Origin of the sequence: Rhizobium sp. WW_1 (assembly GCF_003610155.1) — a bacterium.
GTDB lineage: Bacteria > Pseudomonadota > Alphaproteobacteria > Rhizobiales > Rhizobiaceae > Rhizobium > Rhizobium tropici_A.
Genome location: NZ_RAIN01000008.1, coordinates 69620 through 88228 on the forward strand (window position 1 = coordinate 69620; position 18609 = coordinate 88228).

General features: G+C 60.1%; 17 protein-coding genes. 11 read left to right on the forward strand and 6 right to left on the reverse strand.

The features are described from left to right. Positions 1-51 precede the first annotated feature (51 nt). Positions 52-1488: a family 16 glycosylhydrolase gene (locus BJ928_RS23325; protein WP_047632493.1), complete on the reverse strand. Its 1437-nt coding sequence runs from the start codon at positions 1486-1488 to the stop codon at positions 52-54. A 209-nt stretch (positions 1489-1697) separates the two neighbouring features. Continuing rightward, positions 1698-2693 (reverse strand): ABC transporter substrate-binding protein, encoded by a 996-nt coding sequence (locus BJ928_RS23330; RefSeq protein WP_047632495.1) that lies wholly within the window; start codon positions 2691-2693, stop codon positions 1698-1700. Between the two features lie 480 nt (positions 2694-3173). Between BJ928_RS23330 and BJ928_RS23335 the strand changes: the two genes are divergently transcribed. Next, positions 3174-3554, forward strand: a complete 381-nt coding sequence (locus BJ928_RS23335) for a pore-forming ESAT-6 family protein (protein ID WP_047632497.1) — start codon at positions 3174-3176, stop codon at positions 3552-3554. A 126-nt stretch (positions 3555-3680) separates the two neighbouring features. On the opposite strand, the gene BJ928_RS23340 is transcribed toward BJ928_RS23335, so the two are convergent. The 4 genes from BJ928_RS23340 to BJ928_RS23355 all read right to left on the reverse strand — a co-directional run bounded on the left by BJ928_RS23340 (position 3681) and on the right by BJ928_RS23355 (position 8175). Next, a complete protein-coding gene (locus tag BJ928_RS23340) occupies positions 3681-4289 on the reverse strand; it encodes a DUF2026 family protein (protein WP_047632499.1) in 609 nt (202 codons plus the stop codon). Positions 4290-4485: 196 nt separating this feature from the next. Further along, positions 4486-5913: a cytochrome c gene (locus BJ928_RS23345; RefSeq protein WP_047632501.1), complete on the reverse strand. Its 1428-nt coding sequence runs from the start codon at positions 5911-5913 to the stop codon at positions 4486-4488. A gap of 2 nt (positions 5914-5915) precedes the next feature. Continuing rightward, positions 5916-7562 (reverse strand): GMC family oxidoreductase, encoded by a 1647-nt coding sequence (locus tag BJ928_RS23350; RefSeq protein WP_047632502.1) that lies wholly within the window; start codon positions 7560-7562, stop codon positions 5916-5918. A 1-nt stretch (position 7563) separates the two neighbouring features. After that, positions 7564-8175 carry a sugar dehydrogenase complex small subunit gene (locus BJ928_RS23355; protein WP_147413935.1) on the reverse strand — a complete coding sequence of 204 codons (612 nt, stop codon included), beginning with the start codon at positions 8173-8175 and terminating at the stop codon, positions 7564-7566. Between the two features lie 269 nt (positions 8176-8444). On the opposite strand from BJ928_RS23355, the gene BJ928_RS23360 reads away from it, so the two are divergent. From BJ928_RS23360 to BJ928_RS23405, 10 genes are all read left to right on the forward strand, one after another. Continuing rightward, positions 8445-10076 carry an ABC transporter substrate-binding protein gene (locus BJ928_RS23360; RefSeq protein ID WP_082011892.1) on the forward strand — a complete coding sequence of 544 codons (1632 nt, stop codon included), beginning with the start codon at positions 8445-8447 and terminating at the stop codon, positions 10074-10076. Between the two features lie 16 nt (positions 10077-10092). Next, positions 10093-11007: an ABC transporter permease gene (locus BJ928_RS23365; protein ID WP_245432508.1), complete on the forward strand. Its 915-nt coding sequence runs from the start codon at positions 10093-10095 to the stop codon at positions 11005-11007. Beyond that, on the forward strand, positions 11004-11873 hold the full coding sequence (locus tag BJ928_RS23370) for an ABC transporter permease (protein WP_047632507.1): 870 nt from the start codon (positions 11004-11006) through the stop codon (positions 11871-11873). The genes BJ928_RS23365 and BJ928_RS23370 overlap by 4 nt, the downstream gene beginning before the upstream one ends. After that, positions 11870-13555, forward strand: coding sequence for an ABC transporter ATP-binding protein (locus tag BJ928_RS23375; protein ID WP_047632509.1), 1686 nt, complete (start codon positions 11870-11872; stop codon positions 13553-13555). The genes BJ928_RS23370 and BJ928_RS23375 overlap by 4 nt, the downstream gene beginning before the upstream one ends. Positions 13556-13724: 169 nt before the next feature. Further along, a complete protein-coding gene (locus BJ928_RS23380; RefSeq protein ID WP_047632510.1) occupies positions 13725-13904 on the forward strand; it encodes a hypothetical protein in 180 nt (59 codons plus the stop codon). Continuing rightward, positions 13894-14517: an XRE family transcriptional regulator gene (locus tag BJ928_RS23385; protein ID WP_047632513.1), complete on the forward strand. Its 624-nt coding sequence runs from the start codon at positions 13894-13896 to the stop codon at positions 14515-14517. The genes BJ928_RS23380 and BJ928_RS23385 overlap by 11 nt, the downstream gene beginning before the upstream one ends. 170 nt (positions 14518-14687) lie before the next feature. Further along, entirely contained in the window at positions 14688-15071 is a 384-nt protein-coding gene (locus BJ928_RS23390; protein WP_047632516.1) for a hypothetical protein, read from the forward strand. Between the two features lie 563 nt (positions 15072-15634). Further along, entirely contained in the window at positions 15635-16594 is a 960-nt protein-coding gene (locus BJ928_RS23395; protein ID WP_047632518.1) for a cysteine synthase family protein, read from the forward strand. Further along, on the forward strand, positions 16591-17781 hold the full coding sequence (locus tag BJ928_RS23400; RefSeq protein WP_047632519.1) for a cystathionine beta-lyase: 1191 nt from the start codon (positions 16591-16593) through the stop codon (positions 17779-17781). Before BJ928_RS23395 ends, BJ928_RS23400 begins: the two co-directional genes overlap by 4 nt. 53 nt (positions 17782-17834) lie before the next feature. Further along, positions 17835-18596, forward strand: a complete 762-nt coding sequence (locus tag BJ928_RS23405) for a gamma-glutamylcyclotransferase (RefSeq protein WP_047632820.1) — start codon at positions 17835-17837, stop codon at positions 18594-18596. Positions 18597-18609 lie beyond the last annotated feature (13 nt).

Here is an 18609-nt window from a genome sequence, read left to right on the forward strand (position 1 = left end):
TGGTCAAATTCGTCCGGAGCGCCTGTTTCGGCGCAATCATTCGGGAATCGGTCAGATGTGCCAATCGGTTGTATGCGCGGTCTGGGATGAAGCGGCGAGTTGGGCGGCATGATCATCAAGGGAGTAAGCCTTGATGTAATCGATCTTCATCTCGGAGCCGTTCGGCAGGCCGTCCGTGGGGGTGCCGGCGACGCCGCCGACAGCAAGGTCGACGAGCATGTACATCGGCCCGTGCATATCGGCTGGCGTATCGGCATGGGCGACGGCAACATCGTCGAAATACCAGACGATCTGATCCTTGTCCCAGAGCACGCCGTAATTATGGAAGCCGTCCGTGCTTGGCACCTCCACCGGGATTGAATCCATCGTGTGTTCGCCGGTGGCGTTCGAATGAACAGTCACGTTGACGGTGTTGGGATTTTGCCCGCGCATCTCCACCACGTCGAGTTCCGGCGGCCAGGAGCCATCCTCCGGCAATAGCCAGAAAGCCGGCCATACGCCCTGGTTGTGCGGCATCTCCGCCCGCATTTCAAAATAGCCGTAGGTCTGCGAGAAGGTGGAATGGGTGGTCAGAATGCCCGACGTATAATCATGGTTCTCTACGATCGATTTCAGCGCGTCCGGCGTTTGCTTCGCCGTGATGGTCAAAACTCCGTCTGAGACCGAAAACGGATTGACCGCAGCCGTCGGAGCGTAGGATGGATTGATATACCATTGCAGCTCGTCATTGAGGCTGCTGCCCTTGTCCGGCGCCCAGGAATATTTCGCATCCCAGGTGCCCTGCGTGCCCTCATGCAGGGAGAGCGTATTAAAATCGTCCGAAAATGTCTGCGTCAGCGACGACCGGTCGAGCCCGAGCTGGAACTGGTCTTCATGCAGATCGGAGACGGTCTTGTTGGCGAAGACCAGGCTTTCGCCGTTGCCGAGATCGAGCCGGACATTGGCGCCTTCCTGGGTGGAATGGCTGAGAACCTGATCGAAGGAGGTCAGGCCATATTGGTTGAGCCTGACCTTGTCGTCATCGCTGAAATCGGTGATGAGGTCGCTGCCATTGCCCTTGGTGACGATGAAGGTATCGGCCCCGCCGCCGCCCGTCAGCACGTCGTTTCCGGCGCCGCCGTCGATGGTCTGGCTGCCGCTGCCGCCAATTATGATGTTGTCGGCATCATTGCCATAGGCATGACGGTTGTCGCCCGTGACTGTGAGATTTTCGAAGTTTTCGGGCAGGGTGTAATCCATCCAGGTGATGATGGTATCCGTGCCGGCATTGGGCGCCTCATAGGCATGATTGAGGCTGGAATAGAGATAATAGATGTCGTCGCCGGTGCCGCCCATCATCGTCACGTTGACGGAAGCGTCGCCCCACATGGAGTCGTTGCCATCCGTGCCGTAGAGCACGGGTCCGGAGCCGGTGGCGGAAAAGAAACCCGTCGACGTGTCGCTATAGTAAAGTGGCTGTCCAAGGGCATTCAAAACTGAATTGGGCATGGGAATCCTCTTCCTTCGTGCCGGACGACCTCCTCCACAGACCTAATATTTCTCCCCGCTCATATGGGTCACATAGCGTGCTTTGTTTTTCTGCCCACCCCTGACGGCAAGTTTTTTCGCCGCTGCGGCGCCGCAGCGATCGACTCCAGCGGCGAGCACAGATCATGGGGCGGAAACGCGGTTGTTCACCGCGTCTCCGCGTTTGAAATTTAGAGGGAGGCCTTTACCTTGGCCGCAACGTCCGGACTGACCCATGTCGTCCAGATGTCCGCGTGGTTCTTCAGGAAATAGCGCGCGGTATCTTCGTTGGTGCCCTGGTTGTCCGTCTGCCAGGCAAGGATGCTGTTGACCAGATCGTTCGACCACTTCCGCTTCTTCAGATAGTCCATGGCCACCCCGGCCTGGTCGGCGAATTTTTTGGTGACGACGGTATAGACTTCCGAGACGGGATAGGAATTCACCTTCGGATTGGCGCAATCGATCACCGAGGTGCAGGCGTCCCATTCGGCCTTGTCATGCGGCACGCCGAAGGAGAGGCGCACCATCGGATACTTGCCGAGGATGGCCGTCGGCGACCAGTAATAGCCGAGCCAGCCGGTCTTCTTTTCGAAGGCGTTGGCAATCGTGCCGTCAAGCGCGGCGGCAGAGCCGGTCTCGACGATCTCGAAACCCTTCTTCTCGCCATCGAGAGCCCGGAAGAGATTGCCGAGCGACGCCTGGCACTGCCAGCCGGGCGGGCAGTTGTAGATGACGCCCTTCTTCGGATCGTCCGAGGCGGGGAAGAGCTCCGGATGGTCGAGCGCCTGTTGCACGGTCTTGATATCCGGGTGGGCGTCGGCGAGGAACTTTGGAATCCACCAGCCATCCTGGCCGCCGTCGGACAGGATGCCGGCCGCGACTACGAGCTTGCCTTCGGAAACCGCCTTATCCAGCGGCGTGCGCACCGCATTGATCCAGAGTTCCGGCGCGACGTCGGGCTGGCCCTTTTCGTTCATCGAGGTGAAGGTCGGCAGCGTATCGCCTGTCACGAGTTCGACCGAGCAGCCATAGCCTTCCTGGAGGATGATCTTGTCGACATTGGCCGCGACGCCGGCCGACGCCCAGTTCATTTCGGCGATCGAGACCGAGCCGCAATCGGCATATGCGGCGCCGGCGAAGGTATAGAGTGCTGCGGCGAAGACGGCGGCAGCAATATGCTTCTTCATGTAAGACCTCCAGGTCCTGATGTTGCTGTTGTCGAAGGATGTCGAGGGCGACCCGGTCGCCTTTTCCTTCGCTCTTGCGATACCCCGAGGCGCGTGACGGCGGCGTTGGAGCAACCGCGCTCAATTGGAAGCGGTCGGGACGCAATTGGATTACTGCCACAGCGCCCGCATGGCCATGTGTTAGCGAGATGAAGTTTCGGGTTTTCCCACAGGAAATGACCGAAGACGACGGGTTTCAAGCTGACGTTGCACCGGGTAGGGACGCCGGCAGGTGCTGCTGTGTCGCCGTCAAATCGAAGTGCCGTCAGCATCTGCGACTCGAATTGATCCATCGCTATGGCGGCGGCATCAAAGCTCTTGCCGTTTGCAGGCCTCAATGGCGATGCGCTCACGCGCACAGTCGTTTCTGCTTCTCGCAGCTATTGCCTTCGACGCGTTCGAGGATACATCGCAGTGTGTTGAAGCAATCGGGAGTTTCATATGCGGAAGATCATTCTGACCGGCATCGTGGCATTCGGATTTGCCGCGCCGGGCTATGCACAGGTATCAAACGACCAGATGGAAATGGCCTATAATTCGGCACGCAATCAGCTCGGTCTGCTGAAATACTGCCAGAATGCCGGCCATATCGATGGGGATGCCGTCGACATCCAGACGAAAATGATCGCTCTCATTCCGGCGCCTTCGGACACGGCAAAGGGCGATGAGGCGCAACAAGAGGGTGAAAAGGGCAAGATCTCCGCCATGGGCGTGAATCAGGACATTGCCGCTGTGACGAAGGCGCAGAACGTCACCGAAAAGCAGTTCTGCGAGACTGTCGCAAACGCCGTGAAACAGGCTGGCGCACAATTGCCAAAATAAGACGCAAAGCCGCGGCGGCCGACACCGGCGCAGCTCACGCGTCCCGTTGCAATGGATAGCCCGGATAGCGACATCCGGGCATCCCTGTCCTCGACAGTTATTTTGGCGCGAACGAGTCTCCGAAAACTACCACGCGCCAGCAAGCGGATTTCCGATGAGCGGTACCGTATTGGATTTGCCGTTCCGATCGCGAACGGTGATGGATGGCTGCATCATTTTGGGAGATTTGCGGAACCAGTTTGCGGCAACGGTCGCGAGGTCTCCGATCATTGTATGCTTGCGCCAATCCGCAAAACGCCGACTCATCGCTTCCGGCTCGGAACGATAGAAGAAATCTCCGGATTGGCGGAGATCGTTGATGGATTGCGCCATTGACGACAGGGGCCGCTGAAACATCTTCGAGTGAGCTATCAGGCCCGGTGCTGTCTCCGTAAACGCCGGGGCCATGAAGTCGATCGCCCATCCCTCTGCTTCGACCCAGCAATGGAAGTTTTCACCCGCTCCGGAGACGTAGCCGTCGTCGCGCCGGTCGGCGAAAAGTATGAGTTTTCCTTCAAGATTGTAAGCGGCGAGACCGCCCTGCGGCTTTGCCTTGACCTTGAAGTGATGCTCGAGAATGAAGGCGCCGAACGTGCTGAAATACATGGAAGCCGTGGCGGGATCAGCGTTTTCGTTGATCAGCAGGCTATTGATGACCCGATAAATCCGATGATAGTCGCTTTGCTTGATCAGCATGACCCTTGACCCTGAAATCCATTTTGCCTGCGCCTCCTCGTATTGGAGGGCGGCTGCGATGTAAACGGCGCCTTTGGTTGTTTAGCCGGAGAACGGCTTCTTGCTGATGCGCGCTCTCCAGCCGTCCGCATGGCGGATCTATTGCCGTCTCGCCTGTGCTTTTCAAGGCGTCGAACTGTCCGCCTCTCGTTCCAATTCAGGCGTGGCCTTCGCTCTCAGAGCCTCGTCTGTAAAACGTCGCCAGAAGGATCAGCAGCAGAAGTGTGAGAATAGCTGCCACGATTGCCGGCAGAATGTAAGGCTGCAACAGGGCGAGAAGCGGCGCGGGACCGCCCGTCCGGGCAATCGTCACGTCTTGCTGTGTCACGCGTGCATTCGGATTGCCGTAGCTGGTGAGGACATAATTGGCGATGTCCGCGATCTGCCTGTCCGTGAGAGGCGTGACATAGGATTGCGCCCCGAAGCCGGGCATCAGCACGCTTTGGCCATTTGCATCGCGCTCGACACCGTAGAGGATTGCCGCCACCAAATTGGCCGGGTTGGACGCGCCGGTCGCGGTGTTGTGTATCAGGGAAGGGTAGGCCTGGTTGTCGCTGCCGCCGCCATCCGGCTGGTGGCAGCTTGCGCAATAACCGCTGTAGAGCTCGGCGCCGCTGCGCAAACTATCCGCCTCGGTCGGCACATAGCTGCCGCGAATGACGGCCTCGTCAGACTTCGGTGCCCCGAAACCCTGCGCCGGCGTCGTGTCGGCGGTGTTGCGCACAGGCGGTACACTCTTGAGATAGACGGCCAGAGCCTTCAAGTCGCTGTCGGGCAGATATTGCAGGCTATTCTGGACGGCCTCGGCCATCCCGCCGGCTGCCTGTGCCTTGCCCGCGACATGGCCGGTATGAAAGTAGGCGACGAGCTCTTCCGTGCTCCAGCCGCCAATGCCGCTCACCGGATCGGAGGTGATGTTGGGCGCGTACCAAGCTCCGACAGAGCCGCCCGTCAGATAGGCGGATGCGCTCTGGCCCATGAGAATCCCGCGTGGCGTGTGGCAGGAGCCGCAGTGGCCAAGCGCATCCGCGAGATAGGCGCCGCGATTGAGCTCGGCGCTGCGGCTGGCATCGGGCGTGAATGGCTTGCCGCCCGCATAGAGAAGGTTCCATCCCGCCATGGCGATGCGCATGTTGAAGGGGAAGGGCAGTGCTGTCCGTTCCTTCGGGGTATCGTCAACTGGGGCAACGCCATGCATGAAATAGGCGTAGAGCGCCTGCATGTCTTCGTCGGTGATGCCCGCATAGGCGTCATAGGGCATGGCCGGATAAAGATGCGCGCCGTCCTTGCGTATTCCCTGGCGAACCGCGCGGGCGAATTCGGCCTCGCTGTAATCGCCGATGCCGGCGCTTTTCGACGGTGTGATATTGGAGGAGTAGATCGTCCCGAGGGGCGACGCGATGCCGTAGCCGCCTGCGAAAGGTTTGCCTGTTTTCGGAGCCGTGTGGCAGGCCATGCAGTCGGCGGCCGTGGCGACGCCCTTGCCCTTTTCCACCAGAGCCTGAAGATCGTCGGCACGTGCTTCCGCCGAAAGCACCAGCAAGGCCGCGGTAACGAGCAGGGGGATATGTTTGAGCGGCTTCATCGTCAGGCCCTCAGCTGCTTCGAAATGTCGTCCGCCGCCTTGATCCCCAGAGCCGCCATGGTGAGGGTGGAATTGACGACGCTCGCCGAGGGTATGGCGCCGCCGCCCGGAATCCACAGGTTCGGGTGGTCGTGCGCCCGACAGTTGCCGTCAACAACGGAATCCTTCGGGTCGGAGCCCATGATGCAGCCGCCCATGATATGGTTGTTGGCGTTGAGTGCCGTGGTGATGTTGAGATCGGTCGCCTGAAACAGCCCGGCAATCTCCTTGAGCTGCGTCACCGCCGCGTCATAGCCTTTGTGGACGTAGTCGCCGACATCGTAATAGACGTCCGGGCAGGGAATGCCGTGCGGATCGACACGTGTCTTGCTGAGGGTGACGCGGTTTTTCGGATCGGGCAGCGGTTCCAGGCTGATGGACAGATCGACGCCGTGGATCGTCTGCTTGCGGATCTCTGCGTCCAGCTCGGCGCCGACCAGGCCCTTCTTCAGTGCCGCCGACGTCGCGGACGTGACCTGGGTGATATTGTTCAGGATCATCTTGTTGGCGGAATATTGCGAGCGGAAGGCGCCATCGCGCGGGCCGACGAGACAGCTCGATTGCGCCGGACCGCGTCCGATCCACAGGGGTTCCGCCGCCTGGAAGAAGCAATGAAAGCCGGAATGATCCATCATATTGCGCCCGACCTGATCGGACGAGTTGGCTATGCCGGCCGGATTGCGCCCGTTGGCGGCAGCCAAAAGCAGACGGGGGGATTCCAGCGAATTGCAGGCGATCACGAAGGCCTCGGCGGTCGCCTTATGTGAATTGTGCTGGTTGTCGTACCAGTAAACGGCAGTGACGCGGTTGTTCTCGTCGGTATCGATCCTGTAGACGACCGATTCTGCGAGTACCAATGCACCCTTTGCTTCCGCAGACTGCACGGAATGGATGCCGTTATACATCGCGCCGATCGGACAGATGGGCTGACAGTTGTTGTTGCCGCAGCAGGTCGGCCGTCCGTTCCAGGGTCTGGTGCTGCGCGCCTGTGGGATCGGCACCGAGCGGTAGCCGTGCGCGTTCACCACTTCGGCAAAGCGCTTGTCGCCATAGCTCCATGGCACCATGTCCATGGGATATGGCTTGCTGCGCTCGGAGGGCGATTGCAGCGCCGGATCGTTCGGCCCGGCCACGCCCATGGCCTCCTCGGCGCGCACATAATAGGGTTCAAGCTCATCATAGCTGATCGGCCAGTCGCGGCCGACGCCATAGGCGGAGCGCATTTTCAAGTCCACCGGCAGATGTCGCCAGCTCGATGCCGCCCAATGCCAGGTGGTGCCACCGACGGTCTTGAGGTAGCCCTGCTTGAAGCCCTTTCCGTCGGGACCATCGAGGCCGACATAGTTGTTTTCCGGCCAGTAAAGCGGTGCAGGAGCCCATTTGGATTGCGGATAGAGCCCCTGGAAATCCGAACCAGCGCGGTTGGCGAAAGGCATGTTGCGCCAGTTTTCGACCGCCTGCGCGCGCTCGATGCGAAGCCCGGCGTCAAGCACCAGCACCGCGCGGCCCTCGCCGGCGAGCTCATCCGCAATCAGCGCGCCCACGACCCCTGATCCCACGATGACGACATCCGCCGTGGCGTCGCCGCCCTTGAATACTGGAGACTTCATCTCAGAGCACTTTCGGATTGTTGACGGGGATGCGGGAGATTTCGGGCGGCAGCGCTGTCCACCAGATGGGTCCCTTGTTGCAATAGGTGGGCACGGTCAGTCCGTCGGCAACGGGCCGGTACATCAGCGCATCCTTGTAGGCGACCACGACCGGCCCAGCCTTGGTCGCGATCGTGCCGGTGTACCACGCCGTCACGATCTTCATGACATCGCCGTCAAGGCCGATCGCGGCCGCCGCACCCTTGAGTGCGGTGGCGTCGGCGTGGCTCTTTGTCAGATCCGCCAGCTTTGCGATGCGATCCGCCATCTCCGGATCGTCCTTGACGAGCGCCTCCATGATACGGCGTGAGATGACGGGATCGAGATCCTTCTTGGCGGTCACAACCGAGGATAAAGCGAAGAAGCCGATTTCCGCAGCGGAAGGAGTTTCGGCTGCGTAGGCGGGAAGAGAGTGAATGCTGACGAGGGAAAGGGCAGCCCCTGCCAACAGAGTGCGTCGACTGACGTTGATGCGATGAAGGGGCTGAAGCGGAGGAACTGGTTTACCCACCATGATGGCGCTCCTGGCTTGTCCGCGCGAAGCGGGCTGGCTGACGACAGTAAGTGTAGCCACGTTTTCTCCCGCAGAGAAGACTTTAAACCTGCGCGCGAATGAATGGATTTGATCAGGAGGGGTGTGTCTGTACCGGTAGACCCTCCGAGCCTTTCGAGGTTTTGCCCGCAAATATTGAAACGGATTTCTGCCTCTTCTCCCATAAACGGATCACAATGCCTTTAGTCTAGTATTTTTATAGACAATTATCATGCCGTTCAGTCGGCGCGATGTCGAATGGCCTCTCGGCCAGATGATCGGCGCCGCAGCGATCATAATAGGGACGGGATATGAGAAAAAGGCATTCAAGCATCAGTGGCAACGGGCGAGGCAGGATCGGGATTGCGCTCGCATTTTCTCTTCTGGCGATGATGGGCACGGCAGCCAATGCCGCATCCGATGCGACAAAGCCCGTCGATGGCGGCGTCCTCAATGTCGGATTGGGGACCGATGCCGCCATCATCGACCCGTCGATCACGGGCAATTCCGTCACTGCATTGATTACCCGCAATATCGTCGACTCGCTCGTCGGACAGGCTGAGGACAACAAGTTCACGCCCTGGCTCGCCGAAAGCTGGGATATCAACGGCGACAACACCGTCTACACGTTTCACCTGCGGCAGGGGGTGACATTCAGCGATGGCACGCCACTCGATGCGGCTGCCGTCAAATATAATTTCGATCGCATTCTCGACCCGAAAACGACGTCCAGCTATGCGAAGTCGCTGCTCGGGCCGATCGACAAGATAGAGGCTGCCGACAGCCGCACGGTCGTCATCCGCTATCGTCAGTCCTTCGCGCCCTTGCTGCAGGGATTGAGCCTTCCATATCTCGGCATTCAATCGCCGACCTATCTTCAGAAGGCGCAGATCACGACGAATACCGTCGTCGGATCGGGGCCTTACGTGCTCGACAATTTCACCAAGGGCAGCGGCAGCAAGCTCAGCCGTCGCGCGGACTATAATTGGGGGCCGGGTTACGCCGCCCACAAAGGCGCGGCTCATTTCGACCAGATCGTCTTCAAATATCTGCCGGAGGCCTCCGTGCGCCTCGGCGCACTGGCAAGCGGGCAATTACAGGCGATCGATGCGGTGCCGCCGGCAAACTACCGCTCCGTTCAGGGCAACGGCAAGCTGCAGGTCGTCACCCGGGAAAATCCGGGCGTCAACAGCTCCTATTTCCTGAACATCTCGAAGGGTCTCTTTCAGGATCTGAAGGTGCGTCAGGCCTTCCAGAGTGCGGTCAATGGGCCTGCTGCGGTCAAGGCGGCCTTTTTCGGAACCCTGAAGCCGGCCGACAATATTCTCGGTCCGTCGACGCTTTATTACGACAAGGACATTCCGCGATCATGGGGCTTCGATCTCGGAAAAGCCAACCGGCTGCTCGACGAGGCGGGCTGGTCGCAGAAGGATGCCGATGGGATCCGCAAGAAGGACGGCAACCGGCTGGCGCTGCATTATGTCTATGACAGCACCTCGCTCACCGCGACGGAAGTAACCCTGGCGCAGGCCGTTCAGTATCAGGTGCGGCAGGCGGGCTTCGATCTACAGCTCGATCCGGTCGATTCCGGCGGCTGGACCGCGCGTACCAACGCCAATGATTACGATCTGGTCTCGCTCTACTATGTGCGCGCCGAGCCAGATATCCTGCGGACGGTATTCCATTCGGCCTATATTCCGCCCGCCGGCTCGGATGTGTCGCGCGTCAGCAGTCTAGACGAGAAGCTGACGAAAGCGGTCGGGGCGTCGGATGCCGAGCGCAAGAAGCTCTATGCCGAGGTGCAGAAGGAAATTATCGAGCAGGCCTATGCCGTGCCGCTCTTCATTCCTGCCTATCAGCTCGGCGCCACCAAGAGCCTGCGCGGCATTTCCTGGGCCACCAATGCAAAGCCGAATTTCTACGATGCCTGGCTCGAGCGCTAAGTTTCTCCAGTCCGTGATGCGGCGGACCGGTGTGATCGTTGCCGTGCTCTGGGGCGCGGCAACGATTGCCTTCATCGCGGTGAAGCTCATTCCCGGCGATCCCGTTGCCATCTTGGCTGGCGGGGAAAACGTCGTCGATGAAGCCGAACGCGCCGCATTGGTGCATCAATATGGTCTCGACCAGCCGCTTGTGCTGCAATATCTGCATTACATCGGCAGGGCTCTGAGCGGCGATTTCGGGGAAAGCTATCAGTACAGGCAGCCGGTATCCGAGGTGATCTACGAGGCTGCAGGGCCGACATTGCAGCTTGCCGGGAGTGCAATCGCGCTTGCTCTTCTTCTGGCGATCAGCGTCGCACTGGCGACGGCGGGCCGTCGCAGAAGCCTGACGCTGCTGTCCTCTGGCATAGAACTTATCCTTCTGAGCACACCCGTCTATTGGATCGGCATCCTCCTGCTGACGATCTTCAGCTTCAATCTGCAATGGTTTCCGGTGACCGGCAATGACGGCCCGGCCGCGCTGGTGCTCCCCGCCATTGCTCTCAGTCTGCCTCTGGCAGCACTTCTAAGCCAGGTGCTCAGGGACGGCCTGGAGGAAGCGTTGTCCCAGCCGTTTTCGCTGACGGTTCGCACGCGGGGCGTCGGCGAGACCATGCTGCGCGTCCGGCACGGCTTGCGACACGCCGCGCTGGCGGCCTCGACCCTCACCGGCACACTTCTTGCCAGTACGCTCGGCGGCTCGATCCTGACCGAGACGGTGTTCGGCCGCTCGGGAATTGGGCAGATCACGCTTCAGGCGATCAAGACCCGCGACATGCCGCTGATCCTCGGTCTCGTCATGCTGTCCGCCCTTGTCTTCGTCATTGTCAATCTGCTGGTCGATGCCTTCTACCTTTTGATCGACCCACGTTTACGGAGGACAAGCCTTTGAGCGATGTCGTTCTAGTTGAGAGCGGGCAGGAAGACCGCGTCGGGCGCGGACGCCCGGTCTGGCTGTCTTTCGGACTGCTTGTCCCCTTCGCCTTTGTTGTCGTTCTGGCCGTTGCCGGCTGGGCGCCGCAATGGCTTTCCTCTTTCGATCCGGAGGCTGTCGACCCCAATGCGATCCTGCTGCCGCCGGATGCCCAGCACTGGTTCGGCACCGACGAACTGGGCCGCGATCTGTTTTCGCGCGTGGTGTACGGAACCTCGCAATCCCTGACCATCGGCCTCGGCGCGACGCTCATCGCCAGTCTCGGCGGGATCGTGCTCGGCACGACGGCTGCGCTGGCCCCAAGGCCGATCGGTCGGCTTTTGCTGCGCCTCATCGATATCCTGCTTGCCTTTCCGGAAATGCTGCTTGCCCTGCTGGTGATTGCCGTTCTCGGCCGCGGGCCGGCCAATACGTTGTTGGCGGTCGGGCTCGCCAGCATTGCCGGCTATGCGAGATTGATCCGCTCGCAGGTACTTCACATCAAGCTGTCGGGCTATGTCGAACATGCGATCGCGCTCGGAGAGCATCCCTGGACGATTATCATCCGGCATATCGTTCCCAATGCCATCCGGCCGCTGCTCATCCTCGCAACGATTGGCGTCGGGACTTCGGTGCTATCGGCCTCGGCCTTGAGCTTCCTTGGCCTCGGCGTCGTGCCGCCGGCGGCGGAATGGGGTGCGCTCCTCGCAAACGGCCGGAATTTTCTCGATATCGCGCCCTGGACCAGTCTGCTGCCCGCGACGGTGGTAGCGCTTTCCGTCATTTCGATCACGCTGCTCGGTCGCCGCCTGCAAACCCTTCTCGCAACGGGAGATCTGCGATGAACATGCAGGCCGATCTAAGAAATTTCCTGCCCGCCGCTTCCGAACGGCCTCCACTGCTTGCGGTCAAAGGGCTGAACGTGACCTTTTCGACGCCGCAGGGTCGTGTCGACGCGGTCCGCGACCTGTCCCTGCAGATTGCGCCCGGCGAGATCCTGGCATTGGTTGGCGAGTCCGGGTCCGGAAAATCGGTGACGGCCCGGGCGATTGTCGGTCTTGCCGGGCCGCGTTCGATGATAAGGGCCGAGACGATGGAGCTGACTGCCCACGAGGGTCGCCCGTTGAACCTTCTCGGCCTGTCGGAGAAAGCCTGGCGGCATGTGCGGGGGCGTGAAATCGGTTTCATTCTTCAGGATGCGCTTGTGTCGCTCGATCCCCTGCGGGCCATCGGCCGGGAAATCTCCGAGCCTATCCTCACGCACCGGCTGGTGCCGCGCTCACTCGTATCGCAGCACGTCGTGGAACTGTTGGAACGCGTCGGGATTCCCGAGCCGCAATCGCGAATTGGGCAATATGCGCATCAGTTGTCGGGCGGCCTGCGGCAGAGAGCGCTGATCGCCTCAGCCCTTGCCGGCCAGCCGCGCCTGCTTATTGCCGACGAGCCGACGACGGCGCTGGATGTGAGCGTCCAGAAACGAGTGCTCGCCATCTTCAAGGAGCTTGCCGCCGCCGGCCATGGCATTCTCTTGATCACGCATGATCTCTCCGTGGCGGCCCAGCTCGCCGATCGGGTCGCCGTGATGAAAAAGGGCCGGCTGGTCGAAACCGGTCCGGCGCGCAGCATCCTGTCGAACCCGCGCCATGACTATACCCGGCAGTTGCTGGCAGCCGTGCCGACAGTCGCCAATCGCGGTCGCAAGCTCAGCGCTCCGGATGTGGCCTTGCCGCCTCGCGTGGCCATTGCCTCTGGCGAGCGGCTGCTTGACATCAGCAACGTATCCATCAGTTTCAGGCGCACCGACGGCGGCCTCCTGCGTGCGGTCAGCAATGTATCGCTTCATGTGGACAGTGGGGAGACGCTCGGTATCGTCGGCGAATCCGGTTCAGGCAAGACGACGCTCGGCAAGATCGCGCTGGCATTGCAGCGTCCGGATGAAGGGACAGTGTCGTTTGAAGGGCGGCCGTGGAGCGCGCTTTCGGAACGTCAGCGCCGCCCGCTGCGAGCAGGAATGCAGACCATTACCCAGGACCCGCTGAGTTCCTTCAATCCGCGTTTCACGGTGGAGCGCATCATCGAGCAGCCCTTGCTGCTCCGCGGTGGGCTCGACAGATCGCAGCGGCGCGAGAGGATCATCGGCCTCATGGATCTGGTCGGGCTGCCGCAGGATCTGCTTTCCCGAAGGCCGACTGCGCTTTCAGGTGGGCAGCGCCAGCGCGTATCGATCGCGCAGGCGCTTGCCGCCACGCCGAAGCTTCTGATTTGCGATGAGCCCGTTTCAGCGCTCGATGTCACGACGCAGGCCCAAGTTCTGGATCTTCTGGTCGATCTGCAGGCAAGGTTCGGCCTATCGATGATCTTTATTTCGCATGACCTCGGGGTGATCCAGCATATCAGCCACCGTATTGTCGTGATGAAGCAAGGAGCGATCGTCGAGGCGGGGTCGGTCGAAGAGGTGTTCGAACGTCCGCGGCATGCCTATACCCGCGAACTCATCGCATCCGTGCCGAGGTTTGGTGATGCATAGACATGCATGGCCAACGCCGGCCTGGTCGGGGGATTTCCGGGCAGGGCTTTCGCCTCAAACGCACCCTTCCGCAAAAACATTCCGCCGTTCCCACCAAGATTGGGCGCCGCTCCCTCCACAGTAGTTCACTGAAATAATAGATTTATGGGGTTGAATTTGAGGAACAAGAATGTCCCGTCAGGTTGCCAATGTCATTGATTTCCAGGCCTATCGTGAGGCTCGGGAGAAAACTCCCACGATAGCGCCGTCTGTCGGCGCGACTTGGCCGGCACAGGCATTTTTGATGTGGGTGCCCTTTGTCGGCTTCGTTCCCGTGGTGCCGTTTGGCAACCAGACCCATGGCGGTTGAGGCTAGCGGCCCCTTGCTTCTGGTCCCGAGGGCAGAGGCGATCGACGAAATATCGACATTGACGGGCCAGAATCTGCGCCGGTTGAGGACGCGCCGGGGCTATTCGCTCGATCGGCTGGCGAAAATTTCGGGTGTCAGCAGGGCCATGCTGGGGCAGATCGAAACCGGCAAGAGCAGCCCCACCGTGGCCATTCTTTGGAAAATAGCGGCTGCTCTGGAGGTATCCTGCGGCTCATTGATCGCCGAGCCGCACCAGGCCGCCGTCCAGGTGCTGACACACGCGAAGGCAAAGGTTCTTTCCGCATCGGAAGGGAGGTTTCAAACCAGAGCGCTGTTTCCATATGAGAGCGAGCGCAAGGTCGAATTCTACGAGTTGCGAATTGCTCCCCATCACACCGAAGCCGCCGAGGCGCATCGTTCCGGCACCGTCGAAAACCTTGTGGTGTCGCGCGGTACGGTGGAGGTGGTTGCCGGCAGACATGCGCCGCAGATCCTCGGAGAAGGCGATGCCATCATATTCGAGGCGGATGTCGCCCACAGCTATCGCAACATGACGGCCAGCGAGGCGGTGCTCTATCTGGTCACCACCTATGTCGAGGAAGTTCGCGGCTGAGCTTTTGACATGCCCGCAAAAAACATCCCCAAAGCGCGGCGCATTTTGGATCGCGCTTCGGGTCCTTGTCTGTCTGTATGCCGCTCTCGCAAGATCGCTTTGCGCGACATGCTTCAGAGGCGGTCGAAGCCCATGAGCCTCTATCTGCCTGATGATATCAGGCAGCTTCCATGGTGCAGCACATCATCATGTTGCCGCACATCATCATGGCAGGCATGCCGGACGACATCATCGACATCATGCGCTTGCAGCATTCCATGAACATGTCCTTGTCCATGCCTTCCATCGGCATCATCTCGCAGGCCATGCCCTTCGGCGTCATCTTGCACGTCATCTTGCCCATCATCATCTGCATCATGGGCATCATCATTGGATTCATCATCGGCATGCCGCCCATCATCGAACCCATCATCGGGTTCATCATGGGATTCATCATTGGCATCGCACCCATCATAGGCATTCCGCTCATCATGGGGTTCATCATCGGCATCATGTTCATCGCAGGGTTCATCGTCGTCATCTCCCGAAATCGGCCGCGTTTCGGCCTTCGATGAAAGTTGAGTTATGCCAACTAATTTTCAGGTTCAACGCAAAAAATTATTTTAATATTCTTTCCTCCAATAGAATAGAGGCGTCTCCGTTTGCTTGATCGGGATCGTTGTTATTGCGGAAATATATCCATTATAGCAGACGGCGCCAGGGTCGGCGGCAATTGCTCTACAGCTCGATGGTAACGGCCGAGGCGCAGCGTGAAGAAATTCATTTTGCTGATTCCAGCCACAGTGGCGGAAACCTATTCCTTTAATCTACTAGATTTATAGATATTCTCTCAGCATCGGATGAAACTAACCGCATCGATGCCGTCTGACGACGCCCGCCCGGTTGCACATCAAAACAGGAGCCCGCATGGAGACCGTCCTCTATCTCGCATCGCTCACGACCGAGCCGAGTCGCTCGAGGCACTTAGGACCTTGGCCGCTTGGGCAGTTCGCCCTGGTGAGTTTCGCGGTCCTGCTATCGTTGTTCTTCTTGCTGCGCACGGTTTGAGGAAGCCGAGGCGCGATGTTGCGCCATCTTCTCGGTTCTTGCCCTTTCTACCAGACATCGGGAGTATTGCGTGACGAAAATCCATCAAAGCTTTTCGGAGCTGATCGGCAACACGCCGCTGCTTGAGCTTCACAATTATCGCAGGAACCGCGGCCTTGATGCCCGCATTCTCGCGAAGATCGAATATTTCAATCCGGCTGGCAGCGTTAAGGATCGGATCGCCTGGGGGCTGATCAAGCAAGCGGAAGATGAGGGAAGGTTGCGGCGCGGAGATCTGATCGTCGATGTGACGAGCGGCAATACCGGGATCGGTCTGGCGGCGGTTGCGGCATCGCGCGGATATCGCACCAAATTCTACCTCAGCGACAACATCAGTCGCGACAAGGTGAAGCTCCTGCAGCACTTCGGCGCCGAGATCGTTACGGTCAAAAACGAGTTCTTTCTTGATCCCGAAGCGCTGGAAAAGATCTCGGCGCGCATACGCGAGGAGAACCCGGCAGCCTTCTTCACCGATCAATTGTCCAATCCCGCCAATCCGCAGACGCATTTCGAGACGACTGGCCCGGAAATCTGGCGCGATACGAATGGTGCGGTCGACATTTTTGTCGGCGGTGTCGGCACAGGCGGTACGATTTCTGGGGCGGGAAGGTTCCTGAAATCGCAAAAGGCCGGTCTGAAGGTCGTCATCGCGGAGCCGGCGGCGGAATCGCTTCCGACCGAAGACAATCCCTATCCGGACGAGATCGATGGCGTCCACAAGGTGAGCGAAGTCCCGCCGGAGCAGCTGCCGCGCAATTTCGATACGACGATCGCCGATGAAATCATCGCGCTCAACACCGTCGATGCCCGCGCCACGGCACGCGCTCTTGCGGCGGAGGAGGGGATCTTGGCGGGAACATCGTCAGGGGCGGTTCTGTGGGCGGCAACGCAATTGGCCGCACGACTCGAGAATGCCGGCAAGATCATCGTCGCCATCCTGCCCGACACCGGTGAACGCTACTTATCGACCTCCACAGAGCAGGCACAATGACCAAGAATGACAATCCGGCCGACCCAACCGGTCTCAATACCCAGCTCGTGCGCGCTGGCTATGATCCCTTCGACTATCATGGGTTCATCAATCCGCCGAAGGTGCATGCTTCGACCGTTCTGTTTCCGGATGCGCAAACGATGGAGCGGCATGGGCAGAAATACACCTATGCCACGCGCGGCACGCCGACGACCGACGCGCTCTGCGATGCGATCAACGAACTCGAAGGCGCTGCCGGTACGATCCTGGTCCCGTCGGGCCTTGCCGCCGTCACCACCGCGCTGCTCGCCTATCTCTCACCCGGAGACCATGCGCTGATCGTCGATTCCGTCTATGGCAACGTCCGGCAGTTTTGCGACACCATGCTCTCGCGTTTCGGCGTGGAGGTTCAGTATTACGACCCTTTGATCGGTCGGGACGTCGAGGCGCTGTTCAGGGCCAACACGAAGCTGGTTCATACCGAGGCGCCTGGGTCGAACACGTTCGAGATGCAGGACATTCCTGCGATTGCCGAGGTCGCGCATCGGCATGACGCGGTGGTCACCATGGACAATACCTGGGCAACGCCACTTTTCTTCAAGCCGCTAGACGCAGGCGTCGACGTGTCCATCCAGGCATCGACGAAATATCCCGCCGGTCATGCCGATGTGCTGATGGGTTCGATTTCGGCAAATGCCCGGCACTGGCGGGCGTTGAAGCGCGCCAATGCAGCGCTGGGCTTTTGCGGCACACCCGACGACGCCTATCAGGTTCTTCGCGGCCTGCGCACCATGGGGGTCCGATTGGAGCGGCATCAGGCGAACGGTCTGGCTGTCGCGAAATGGCTGGAGGGGCGGAGCGACGTCGTTCGGGTTCTCCATCCGGCTCTGGAAAGTTTCCCCGGCCACGCGCTCTGGCGGCGCGACTTCAAGGGCGCCGGCGGCGTGTTTTCCTTTGTGCTCGCAGCCGGTCAGACAACGGATTTCAAGCGGAAGGCGCAGAGCTTTCTCGACGGGTTCTCGCTGTTCGGCCTCGGTTATTCCTGGGGCGGATATCAGAGCCTTGCCCTGCACGTCGATCTCAGCGATCGCACTGTCACGCCGGCGCCGGTGGAAGGCCCTCTCATCCGTCTTCAGATCGGCCTGGAGGATGTCGAGGATCTCATCGCCGACCTGGAACGCGCCTTTGCGGCCTCATCGACGGTTTGAACGGCACGCGGTGCGCGAAGGGCGGTTCTGAAAGACGGATGGAAGGAGATAAGATGGTTCAAGGGAGTGCTGAAGCCGCAGTCGGCCAATCCCAGATGGATCTGACGGACGAACTGGTCGCTCTCAGTCTGCGGGACGAGATCGACGCAGGCCCCGATCCGCTTCGCATACCGATCACGGACGACGAGCTGGATGCGGTGGCGGAGCGCCTATATCGGGAATCGCAAGGCGATGCGCTCTGGGTCTTCGCCTACGGCTCGCTGATATGGAAGCCGGATTTCGATGCGGTGGAATCGCGCGTTGGCGCGATCAGGGGCTGGCATCGTTCCTTCTGCCTTCGGATGACGCGCTGGCGGGGTTCATCGGCGCAACCGGGGCTCATGCTTGCGCTGAAGCGGGGCGGATACTGCAAGGCGGTGGTTTTCAGACTGGATGAGGGTGACCGGCTGGGGCAGATCCGGCGCATGCTTCGCCGTGAAATCGGCACACTGGACGATGTCTCCGCAATAAGATGGATACGAGTACAGACCGAGCAGGGTCCGGTGCGCGCGCTGGTTTTTTGGGCCGATCCAAGGGGACGGCACGTCATCTCCAAGCTACCTCTGGAAGCCGTAGCCGGCGTTCTGGCAAGAGCCTGCGGCCCAAGAGGGTCCTGCGCGGAGTATCTCTATCTGACGGTAAAGCATCTGGAGGCGCGGGGCATTCGGGACCTCAATCTTTGGAGGCTTCAAAAGCTCGTTGCGAGGGAACTTAGCGCTATCCACGCATTGGCAAGCACGACAGGCCGCCTCAGCGTCGCGGGCGGGCGTGCATAGCATGAAACCCGGC